At 67.2% G+C, this 11,382-nt stretch carries 5 protein-coding genes; 2 read left to right on the top strand and 3 right to left on the bottom strand.

From position 1 onward, the window contains the following. Positions 1-8: 8 nt before the first annotated feature. Together pglX and pglW are read right to left on the bottom strand one after the other, a co-directional pair. The gene (gene pglX, locus K6I34_RS01485) at positions 9-3,758 is read right to left on the bottom strand and encodes a BREX-2 system adenine-specific DNA-methyltransferase PglX (RefSeq protein WP_229322136.1); all 3,750 of its coding nucleotides are present in this window, start codon (positions 3,756-3,758) and stop codon (positions 9-11) included. A 60-nt stretch (positions 3,759-3,818) separates the two neighbouring features. Further along, positions 3,819-8,510 (bottom strand): BREX system serine/threonine kinase PglW, encoded by a 4,692-nt coding sequence (gene pglW / locus K6I34_RS01480; RefSeq protein ID WP_229322135.1) that lies wholly within the window; start codon positions 8,508-8,510, stop codon positions 3,819-3,821. 531 nt (positions 8,511-9,041) lie between these two features. Between pglW and K6I34_RS38785 the strand changes: the two genes are divergently transcribed. Together K6I34_RS38785 and K6I34_RS01475 are read left to right on the top strand one after the other, a co-directional pair. Next, entirely contained in the window at positions 9,042-9,242 is a 201-nt protein-coding gene (locus K6I34_RS38785) for a hypothetical protein (protein ID WP_374230768.1), read from the top strand. Between the two features lie 157 nt (positions 9,243-9,399). Beyond that, positions 9,400-10,455, top strand: a complete 1,056-nt coding sequence (locus K6I34_RS01475) for a restriction endonuclease (RefSeq protein ID WP_229322134.1) — start codon at positions 9,400-9,402, stop codon at positions 10,453-10,455. A gap of 155 nt (positions 10,456-10,610) precedes the next feature. Here the strand turns inward: K6I34_RS01475 and K6I34_RS38780 are convergent, their stop codons facing one another. Beyond that, a complete protein-coding gene (locus K6I34_RS38780) occupies positions 10,611-11,348 on the bottom strand; it encodes a DnaB-like helicase N-terminal domain-containing protein (protein ID WP_374230767.1) in 738 nt (245 codons plus the stop codon). Between the last annotated feature and the right edge of the window lie 34 nt (positions 11,349-11,382).

Raw genomic sequence — 11,382 nt, 5'->3', positions numbered from 1 at the left:
TCGCCTGTTCAGGCGGACTCTGTGCCGCTGACGGCATTGGTGACGGTGTTCGTGTCGGCGTCGGTGAAGGACGTCTGGACGGCGGCTTTCGTGCTCGTGCGCTGCTTCGGCACAGCGGCCTTCTTCGCGCCGCGTCCGCGCGTGGCCGCGGACGGACGCCAGGCCCGCAGCGCATCGTCCGTCAACCCGAGCTCGCCCTGCTTCTGCTGCCGGAACGCCAGGATCTCGGCGGCCGGCGACGCCCCGAACTCCGGGTCGTACTCGCCGTACCACTGCTCCAGCCACGGCTGCAGCTCAAGCAACCCGGCCAGGTAGGGCACGAGCTCGCCAATATCGAGCCCAGCCTGCTGGATGTACGAGGCGAGCGCGAGGGCCTGCTCCAGGTGATCCCAGCCGGCCCACCCGTACAGCTCCGGTGACTGCGCGTTGACCGCGCCGTACGACACGAAACGCTCCTTGGGTACATCCAGCTTGCCGCGTGCACGCCAGTAGCTCGGCTTCAGGAAGTCCGCCGAGGTGTACTTCGGCGGCATGGGCGTCCGCTCACGGACCTGCCGCTTGGCCGGCTCGTCGGCCGCAGCGTCCTCCTCCCGCTGCAACTCCCACACCTGCTCCCAGTCGGCACGCTTTTTCAGACCGGTCGGCTTGTATCGCAGTGCGGACACGAACGGCACGTGCTCCTCGGACAGCAGCTCCCGCACGGTCTTCACGAAATCCTGCCGTGGTGCGTACAGCTCGGCAACGGATGCGAAGTCCTCGTCGGCCGACAGGTTTTCGGCAAGGCGGGCGAGGGTGGTGAGGGTGGGGTTGCCGCTGACGTCGAACCAGTGGGTACGGTCCTCGGTGCGGTCGAGGAGCCAGGACTTCAGCGCCTTCTGCCGCATCGCGTCCCAGCCCTCGGTGGCCCAGCGCCGCTTGTACTCCGGGCGCTCCACCATGCCGATGCCACGGTTCGACTCGATGACCTCGATCCGCCTCTGCACGAGCGCCTGATAGTCGGCGGGCCAGTGCGCGGGGATCTCCGTGATCGGCTCGGACCCGTGCCGCTTAAACCACTCGCCACTGGCCTCACCGGCCGCGGCCCGTCGTGCGAGCACGATCTCGAAAGCCCGCTCGCCGAGGGCCAGTTCGGGCACGGCGGAGACGTCGGGCATACGCAGTTCCTCGAAGTGCAGGTCGTAGAGGGAGTACACCTGCCAGTCCAGCTCCTCCTGGAGGGCGATCATGCGGGCCCGGGTGGAGTTGTAGTGGGCTTGAGCTTCGCGGAGAGCGGTGGCGGTCGGGACGGCCTCGGTGGCGAGGGCGGCGGGGGTTGTCGCGGAGAGCTGCTGGGCGAGGGCGTCAAGCTCGGTGGCGAGGGCAGCGGGGTATTCGGCAGGGAGGGGGAAATCTTCCAGATTGGTTCCCGTGAACTCGTAGCGCTCCTCCCAGGCTTCACTTTGAATCCCACGCCCCAGGCCACTACCACCCTTCGCCTGGCTCACCATCTTGAGCCAGAACCCGGCCGTGGAGCTATTGAGCAGCCCCAGCAGCCGCACGTACTCCTCTTCCGTCGCGCCCTCTCGCAGCATGATTACTGGGGCGGTGCGGATAAAACCATCTTGATCACGTCGCAGGGTGAAACTGCCGTGTGTCGCAACAAATGGGAATGCGATCAGGAACTTTGACCAGTAGCGCTTAGGGTTGAAGCTGGAATATTCGAACCATTCGAGACCCTGCTCCTCCTGCGTACCTGATAGGGCACGGCGATGCCGCAAGGGGGTGCGGCTGGGCCATAGGAGGCGCTCGACGGTTTCCGGGATTCCGGCTTTGCGGCTCTCCTCCAGGTACGGGAAGACTGTGCCGACCCCTTCGGTCTTTTGCCAGTCGCGGATCGAGCCGCCACCGTGAAAGATTCGAATATGCGTGTCGGGTACCCGAAGCCTGCATGCCGCTTCCGTGCCCAGCATGTAGGCGTCGTCTTCGCGTGTTACGCAGTTGAATCCAATGCTCTGACAGACTTGCGACAGAGTTGCTGTGCCAGCCTGGCTAATGGCCTCGTTCATTTCGAGGCCGCCGTCTGTAAGAATCCATGGCTGCTGATTGAAGTATCGGTCGCGTGCCAGGTCACCTGCCGACACCCACTGACTTGTGGTACCGGGGTGGTCGATCTGCTCGACAATTGCCGTCCAGACCAACCCCTCCTCGGCCTTTTCCGGCGCGGAGGGTTCCCCTTGCACACTTCGCACTGTCCGAATCGTCGCTTGCCGCTTCGATCCGCCCCTTGGCCGTCCCACGAGGATCACCGTCGGCGTCCCGTGTCCCGGAATGTACGCCCCCGACGTGTCGATGACTTCGGTGAGTTCGACCTTGTGTGCGAAGTGCTCCTCGATGAGCTTCGTGCCGAACTCTCGCTTCATGAAGGAGTTCGCTGTGATTTGGCCGACCATGCCATAGCCGTTCCCATCGGTCCTGCCCTGCTTTGCCAGTTCGAAGAACCTCTGGGCGAAGGGGACAGACAGCGCGTACGTCCCCGCGCAGGCGTCGTAGAGCCCCCGGTACAGCTGGTTGAGCTTCTTGTCCTTGACCGTGATGTACGGCGGGTTACCCACCACCACGTGGTAACGCCCCTGCTCCAGAATCCCGGGATACTCGTGCACGTCCTCCGTCGCGTAGGAAAACTCGGCCAGCGGGTCACCAGCCGGTCCGCCGCCATCCCCATCAAGCGCGAACCCCAGTTGCAGCTCCAACTGCCGGTCCTTGATGAGCGAGTCGCCCACCGCGAGCTGGATGGGCCACTCGTACCGCCGTGCCTCCTCGAACGTTCGCATGCCGCTCATGGCCATCGCCGCGACCAGCAGCCGGAAGCGGGCCACCGCAACCGCGAACGGGTTGAGGTCCACCCCATGCACAGACTCCAGCGCTGCTCGCACCCGCTCGTACGCGCCCACCTCGGGCCGCTGCTCGGCCCACATTCGCACCAGGCGCCGGAACGCGCCGAGCACGAAGTGGCCGGACCCGCAGGTCGGGTCGATCATCTTCAGCTCTTCGAAGCCGAACTCCCGCACCGCCGGGGTCATCGTCCGGTCGAGGATGAACTCCTCCACGAACTCCGGCGTCTGCAGCAGCGCGTACGTCTTACGAGCCGCCTCGCTCAGGTCCTGGTACAGGTCGCCCAGGAACCGGGTGTCCCAGCCCTCGGTGCCGTCCTCGCTCAGCGGGTCGCTGAAGTCGTGCACGAGGACCGTACCGCCTTCACCTTCGTCTCCACTGCCTTCGCCGGCCCGCTGCTCCCGCCAGAACGCGAGCAGCGCGCCCGCTCCGTCGTGCGAGAGCGGGATCTGGTAGAGCGGGTTGTGGTCGCGGTCGAAGAGCAGTCGGCCGGCCTGCCCGGCACCGAGTTCAGCAAAGGCCGTCTCCAGCCAGCCTCGGTACGTCGGGTCGGCGTCCTTCTCCAGGTACTCCTCGTACCGAGCCTGCGCGGTCTCCCGCCCCGCCACGTCGGGAGAGGTGATGTACGGCTCGGCGATCAGCCGGTTGTCTTCGCTGAACCGCACGAAGACCGTGCCGAGTACCCAAGCCACCGCGACCTGGGTGATCCGCTCGCCGAGCCAGGCATTCCATGTCGCCGCTGTACGGCCTAGCTTCCGGGCCTGGTCGTACTCGCCGCGCAGCCGCGTTCCGACCTCCGAGACGGCTTTGACCTGCTGCTCAAGGTCGGTCTCTGCCGCCTTGACCTGCTTCTGCAGGTCGGCGAGGAGGTTCTGACGGTCGATCACGAACGGCTCCAGTCGGGAATGGGAGAGGACGGAGAAGATCAGCAGAAGGGGGGAGGCGGGTTAGGCGTTCGGCTCGAGGTGTTTGCGTGCGACCCAGGCGTCGGGCACGGCGATCCACTCGTCGAACCCTGCCTGGTACGGAACACTCTGTCCGGCCAGCCGCGGGGCCCGCGCTGGATCGGATTGGGCGACGAGCAGCCACAGTGGGCTGCCGCCCTGTCGCGCTTCCTCCGCGAGCCGCCCGAGCAGGTCGAGCGCGTCGTACCGGGCCAGGACTGCGGTGTCGGTGAGGAGCAGCGGGCCATGTCCCTCCGCCAGCCGCTCCCGCAATCGCGGCTCGATCCGCCCCCACGCCTTGTCGGTGCGGATCCGCAGTTGCTGGTGGGCCCGGCTGCCTGGTTCGGCGGCGTCCGCCTTGAGGACGGTCTCCCAGGTCGGGCGGGCCGCCTCGCTGACTACGCCGCGCAGTTCGTCCACGAACAGTCCGGTCAGCGACACCGGCCGAGCCCCGTACGGCTCGTCGGCCAGCCGCCGCACTGCGTCCTCGGCGCGCCGCTGGGGCACGGTCAGGACCCGGAATCCGTCCTGCCGTGCCGAGTGCGCGAGCCGCTGCTCAGCTTTGACGGCGGCGGCGACGGCCGTGTCTGCGTCGTACTGGGTGGGAGCAGAGCGGCGCGCTGCCGAGGCACCCCAACTCGCCGAGGTGAGCCCGGCGGTGGTGTCTCCGTACGGGCGGTCCGGGATGAGCCGGAGCACCTTGTCGTAGCGGGTCGCCAGCTTCAGCTCGAAGCCGGCCTGCTTCAGGTCGCGGACCAGGGCGCTGCCCGTGGGCAGCTCGCGCGGAGCCAGTGGATCGGTGCCGAGGTCGGGGAAGCGGGTGGTGACCCGCTTGTGTAGGGCGTCCACCGTCAGGCCCGGCTGCCGTTCCTCCTCGACGCCCGGCTGCACGGCGACCACGCCGGCCTGGGTGATCCGCAGCGCACGCACCAGGTCCAGGTCACGCGGGTAGATCTCCAGGCGCGGGGTGAGAGCAGCCCGGGTGGACGCGGCGACCGCGATCTCGGCGGTGCGTCGCTCGTCCCAGCCCAGGCTGCCCGGCGGACGTCGCACCGCGTCCAGGTCGGTGAGGACCGTGCTCGCCGTCGGCAGGGACTCGAGTGCCGCGAGCCGGTCGGCCCGCACGCCCAGGTTCAGCGCGTATTCCTGCAGGGCCGGCAGCGCCGGGGTGTCCGGGCCGTCCAAGTCCTCCCGGACATCCAGGGCGAGCAGGCCGAGTACCGGATCGGCGCCCTTGGGTATCCGGGCGTGGAAGTAGCGGAAGAGGGGCGGGGACTCGTTGTCGTAACTCTCACGTTCCACCACGGCACGCAGCAGCGACAAGGCGAGCGCGCGCCGGTCGCGTCGCTCCACGTGCTGGGTGCCGCGCCGGGCGATGAGTGCGTCGGCGAGCTCGATCACCGGGGCTACCCGGCCGCGCTCGGCGAGGAGCTCCACCACCTGCTCGCGCAGCAGCGCGAGGGCGGGGTCGTTGTACCAGCGCTCGCGCGCCTTCTTCACGATCTGCGGGATTCGGCCCGTAGTGAGCCCCACCGCGTCGGCGACGTCCCGCTGCCGGACCCACGCCAGGCCCACGGGCAGCGTGCCCGCCTCGTCGGGCAGCCGCAGCAGCAGCCGGACCGCCTCGCGCTCCTTGGCATTGGAGCGGGCGCTGCCGCTGGACGGCTTCGGCACCAAGCGGGCGGCGAGCGCGTCCAGGCTCAGGCCACCCAGCACCTGCGGGTCGGTGACGTCTTCGTCGGCTGCGGCGATCGACTCCGCGACCGCCCGCTCCAGGTCGGAGAGCTCCTGGCCCGCCGCCTTGCGGGCCTCCGCGCTGAGCGGCGCGGGAGCCGCCTTGCCCAGGCGCGCGTTCCACTCCTTCTGCCGGCGCTGGATCTCCTCCCGGGTACGCGAGCCCATGCCCGGCGCAGTGAGGAACTTCTTCGCCGAGTACTCCAGGACGTCCCCGACGGTGTTCAGCCCCATCGCGAACAGCTGCGACTGTGCCGCCACCGTCAGACCGGCCACCGACAGCGGCGTCTTGCGGTCGGCGCGCTCGGCCTGCTGGTCGCGGACCTGCTCAGCGGAGACGTCGTCGTCCTCCCGCCCGATCCGCGGCTCCGCCGCTGACCCGGCAACCACGTCCGTGCCGCTCTTCGCTCCGCGCGCCGACTTTTCACCATGACCAGTGCTCGGCGCCGTCGTCTGCTGTGCGTCCAGGAAGATCTTCTGCCAGGCGCGCTCCATCGGCTTCAGATCCGGGAAGCGGTCCTTCACGTCCCGGGCCAGGGCCTTACGGAAGAACGCCACCAGGCCGTCCCGGACGGCCGGCTCGAAGGCGTCGGCCACAAGCTGCGGGTAGGGCCACTCCTTCGCATCCGTTTGCCGGGCCGTGACCGAGCCGTCACCCCAGCGGGGCAGCTCGTTCGACGCCATCTCGTGCAGTGTCACGGCCAGCGCATATCGTTCGGCGTGTCCGTCGTACGAGCCGCGCGTGATGATCCCTACGAAGGGGTCGAGATAGCCCTCGGTGCCTGCCTCGATCTCCTTCGCCGGATATCCGGCGAGCGAGAAGTCGATCAGCACTAGCTGCCGGGTGCCGTTGGGGCGGATCCGGATCGCGATGTTGTCCGGCTTCAGGTCCCGGTGCCAGATCCCCTCCGCCTCGAGGTGCTCCACCGCGCCGAACAGGTACTTCCCGTACGCCTCCAGCTGGTCCATGCCGAGACGGCCGTTGTCCCGCAGCTGGCGGGCGACGGTGTCCTCACGGCGGCGCGGCCCCTTGACCGTCCCGCCGTCCTGGTCCTTCAGCTCCCGACTGTCGCCCACGTACTCCAGGACCAGGACCCGGCGCTTGGCCAGCGTGAGAGGCCCGGGCTCGTACAGCGAGATGATGCTGGAATCCCGGTGGATACGGCCCAGGACCTCTGCCTCCCGATCCAGGACTGCGTGCTTGGCCTCGCTCAGCGCGACCTTCAGCACCGCCACCGGCAGGGCGCCGCTACGCCGCGGCTCGCCCTCCAGGTCCCGCACCAGGAATGCCCGCGCGGTCGAGCCTGTACCGAGCCGGCGCACGACCTCCCAGCGCCCGGCCAGCACATCCCCGGCCACCGCCTCCAGCGGATCTTTCTCCGGCTCGGACCGTTCCTCGCCCCCGGCTGTGGCCGAACCGCCGTCCCCGCCTGCACCTGCAGCCGTATCCCTGCCGCCCGGGACCTCCTCGACGAACGCCTGCTCGACGTACTCCAGCATTTCCAGGAAATCGTCGACCGTGGACAGACGCCGACCGGGTTCGTACGCAGTGGACGCTTCCACCAGATCGTCGACATCCGGATGGAGACCGTCGACCAGCGCGCTCGGACGCAGACTCTCGCCGGCCTCCAGGCGTGCCATGACCTCGCTCTGGCTCGCGCCCGGCGCCTGCCCGGTGACCAGCAGATACGTGAGCACGCCGAGCCCGTATACATCGAGGCGTACCGGATCGGCCTTCGGGATCTTCAGCTCCGGAGCCAGATACGGATCGGCCTGCTCCGCGACATGGAACCCCGACACCTTGGTCGGAGCCAAGGTCAGCGGCCGACCGCGGCTGGCGCTTTCCCCGGTGGCGATCTGCCAGTCCGCGATCTGCGGCCACGGGCGCAGCCAGCGCTGCTCTTCGCTGAGCTCCCGCCCGCGCGGGCCGCGGTCACGCGGAATCACATGCACCGCGTGTGCCGAGAGCGTGCGGTGGTGGACCCGCCGGGAGTGCGCGGAGCGCACCGTCTCGGCAAGCTGCCGCACCAGAGCGAGGCGAGCCTTCAGGTCCAGACCGTCCCCGTGCTGGACCAGGTAGTCGTCCAGGCGCAGCGTCTCCGGGTGGTAGTCGAAGAGGATCGCGGGGCCGGCGGGGTGCCCCGACGGCAGGTAGTTCTTCAGCTGCACTGCGCCTGGATGACGAAACCGGCTGAGCACCGATGCTTCGCGGGCGGCGGCTCGCTCCACCGAGCGCCGCTCGTCGTCGGAGGCGCCACGTTCGCTGAGGAAGACCCGTACCCGTGCCAGATCGTGCAGCTGGGAATGGCGGCCCAGATAGTCGGCCCAGGTGAGCCCGGAGTCAAACGCCTTCGCCTCCAGGAGGTAGGAGCCCACCTCGTACTGACGGCGGATCGGCGCGATACGGAGCTTCTTCAGAGCCGCATCGACAAGGCGGGACGTCGCCGCTGTGGTCTGGTACCGGGCGTCTCCCGGCGGAACGGCCAGCATCTCCACGAGCTGTTTGACCGTGAACACGCCGTTCATATCGGCGGCCGGAAGGTTCACCCGAAGCTTGTCGTCGGTGAAGCAGACCGCTTCACCCACCCAGATCTTCGTTCGGCCCGCAGGCCGACCGGAGACACCGTTGACCAGACCCGACAGCTCCTTGGCCTTCCGGTTCGACAGGTGCAGCGGGTTGCCGTGCCGACGGCTGGTCCCACCCGGCGTGGTCTGCACCCAGTCGTTGCCGCCGCCGTGGACCGAGCCGTGCCAATCCTTGAGCTCGACCAGGAACACTCCGGCCGGCGCCACGACCAGAAGATCGACCTCACGGACGTGCCCGCTGTTCGCGGTGAACTGGAAGTTCGCCCAGGCGCGCCACGGCTCCTCGTCCGGCAGGCGCCTGCGGATCGCCTCAAGACCGCGGCGCTCGTGCTCGTACTCGGACTCGGTGACCGTCGTCCACCGGCCTTCCAGCATGCGGCCCCCCGCCTGTGTCTGCTTGTGCGCATGTGTGCCTGCCGCATTCCTGTCAGCGTGTCAGGAAACCCGGCTCAACCCTCGGATGAATCTTAAAGGGTGATACTGACGCCAAGGGCAGCCTGAGCTTGCTACGGCAGAGGCCCTGCAGCCCAGACCTGGCGGGGATGGACCGGGGCGGAGGGCACGGCGAAAGGATTCGGCCAGGCGGACCAGAGTGATTTTCAGCCGTGGCGGTGCCGAGTCGATGCATGTACGGATGAAGCGGTGGGTTGCGGGGCCAGCGATCGTATCGCCGTAAACGGTGACGTTATGCCTTGTGTCGCAACGATGGCTGACGCGGCGATGCCAGAGCGGCGCCCATGCGCCACCGGTTGCCGGGGGAGCTGTAGGCAGGAACGGGCCGTCACGGTGATGCCCTCTGAGCGTAAGGTCCGTTGACTGTGTGAAGATCGACCTTGAGCGTGGGAGAGGGCCGGGTGGCCGGAGGGGAACGCCATGAGTGATTCGGGGACGCAGCTTTCCTGACATATCTGGTCGCTCACGGATCTTCTTCGCGGAGACTCCAAGACGTCCGAATATGGCAGCGTTGCCTTGCCGTCTACCGTGCTACGGCTCTTCGATTGCCTGCCCGCACCCATACGCCCGGAGGTGCTGGATGACACGGTGGTGCTGCGCAGCCTGGAAGAGCACGAGTTGGCAATCCCGTACCCCATCGACCCCCAGAACTGAACTTGCGAACGCGTCCAGCTTGGATTGCACGGTCTAGTGCCAGTGGTCTGGTAAAGGGTGGCATCAATGGACAAGTTGACGCGGCTCAGGAGCAGTTGAATGAGATGATCGCAGACTGATTTCCCGTTGCTCGGCAGGCTGACTAGAGGAGGGCGACATGGCCACGCGTGCCACGTTGAGGGGCTATCTGTTGGAAGAGTCGTTGGCTTGGTTGCTTCGGCACAGCGGCTACCGGCTGTTGGTCGACGCCAAACAGGACCCGGTAGAGCTCGTTTCAGAAGGGAACACGCTCCGGGTCCGTGGGCGTGGTGCTCTGCATCAGGTAGATGTGCTGGGAGAGTTCGCCTTCACGCCAGCCTTTTCGCTGCCGGTCCGACTGTTCCTGGAGGCCAAGTTCTACCGCACGCCGTGTCGTCTGGAGGTAGTGCGCAATGCCCACGGAGTGCTTCACGACGTCAACGAGAACTTCATGACCCTGCCGAGTACCCGTCCTCGCCAGCGCTACCAATATTCGTACGCCCTGTTCTCAGCCAACGGCTTCACCACCGACGCCCAGAAGTATGCCCTGGCTCACCAGATATCGCTCGTAGACCTGTCGGGTGAGTCCTTCGACTGGCTCCGCAACGCGCTCTACGCAACGGCGCGTGCGCTGTTCGACGCCCAGAATACGTACCACCTGAGGTCCTTCCCCGTGTCCTGGATGCGGAACGAGCTGAGAAAAGCTCTGGGTATGGGCCCCGCCGGCCTCTTGCCTGAAGTGGGTACCAGCGCGACGCAGTTCGAGGGCGTGGCCAGTCAGCTCCTCGCGGACTTCGTTGCTGTGCTTGAGGAGCACAGTGAGGCCGAGCTGCTGTTGGGATTCCCCGCTGCTCCGTTCATCCTGCCACTGGCCGCCGATGACAAACAGCAGTTCTTGAAGTACGCCGATTCCAGTCCGGACCACTCGGTTCGGCTCCGGCGGACTGGGCATGGTGAGGCTGCTGAGTGGACTCTGTCTCCATGGGGTGCTGATGAGGATGCCTACCGGCTTACCTTTAAGTTGCCGGAGCACATCGAGCAGTGGATCAGCGGAGTTGAGGAAAAAGAGCGGCAGCGCACCTCGGAGATCAAGTCACAGTTCCTGAGCGCGATCACCATCTACCGCATGAACGGAGCTGGGGTTCGTTCCTACCAGTTGCGGTATGAGCCGAGCGCGCTGTGGAATCCGTGTTAGCCAAGGGTGGCACGACGGGCCATGGGTAAGGCCAGCCACGGATCCATCCGCAGGAGAGCCTGACACTCGACTCGCCGGACGGGCTGAGTCGCTGGTGCGCGGGTGTGTGCCGTGCCCGCCGTTCGCCGCTTCTTTGGGCTGGAGGGAGGGGTTGATCAACGCCTGCTCGACGAGCGGGCGATCGGGGTGGATGGGGAGGTTGACGCGGGTTGCCGTGGTGATGGGGCCCGCGAAGAAATCTGTGACGGTGCTGACACGGATGGAGCGGTAGACAAATCGAGAAGCGGAGTGGCTTTCGATGGGGGGCTTGGGCATGCGGGTGTCTGCACTGATGGCGTCGAGGTCGTGTGACTGCTTGTGACTGGCGGGGGTCTGCGTCGCGATTCCGTCGACTGTCGGGGCGCAACCTCGCCTCGGGCGCGGAGCGTTCGAAGCCGGACGGCGGTGAGGTCGGCGAGAGTGCGGCGGGACGTGGTGATCAGCTGATGGGGTGTGAGCGTGGTGTCAGCGGCGAGCCGCCCAATATGGCTGGCCGTGTCGGTGGCAGCGGATAGTAGCGCGTGGCGTATGACGCAGGTTGCCCAGTAGGCGGGGTCCGCGCCGGACCGCTCACAGATAGCGAGGACGTAGTCGGGTGTGGCCGTAGTGCGGACGAAGACACCACGCTGCTGGGCCTCCCAGACGACGGTGACCGGGTCGATTGCGTCGCCGCGGTGGTCCAGGGCGGCCAGCGCCCGGAAGAGCTGCTGGTGGACCGGGTCAGCGAAGTCCTCCGCCGTGAGATAGGCGCGCACCTCTGTTAGAGCGTGTTCGTAGTTGCGATCACGAGTTGGTGGATTTCGGCCGCGCCATGTCCTGTGGCCTGGTAGGCCGGAGGTATGGCGCGTGGTGATCTGACGGATGATGAGTGGGCCCTGGTCGAGCCGC

Source organism: Streptomyces sp. UNOC14_S4, assembly GCF_020740835.1.
In the GTDB taxonomy this organism is placed as follows: domain Bacteria; phylum Actinomycetota; class Actinomycetes; order Streptomycetales; family Streptomycetaceae; genus Streptomyces.
Note: the sequence above shows the minus strand (reverse complement) of the source record. Positions and strands in the feature narration are given on the sequence as shown.

Excerpts from the sequence above, each read along its gene's own strand:
- pglW (WP_229322135.1), bottom strand. The coding sequence starts at position 8,510 with ATGCTGGAAGGCCGGTGGACGACGGTCACCGAGTCCGAGTACGAGCAC.
- K6I34_RS01475 (WP_229322134.1), top strand. The coding sequence starts at position 9,400 with ATGGCCACGCGTGCCACGTTGAGGGGCTATCTGTTGGAAGAGTCGTTG.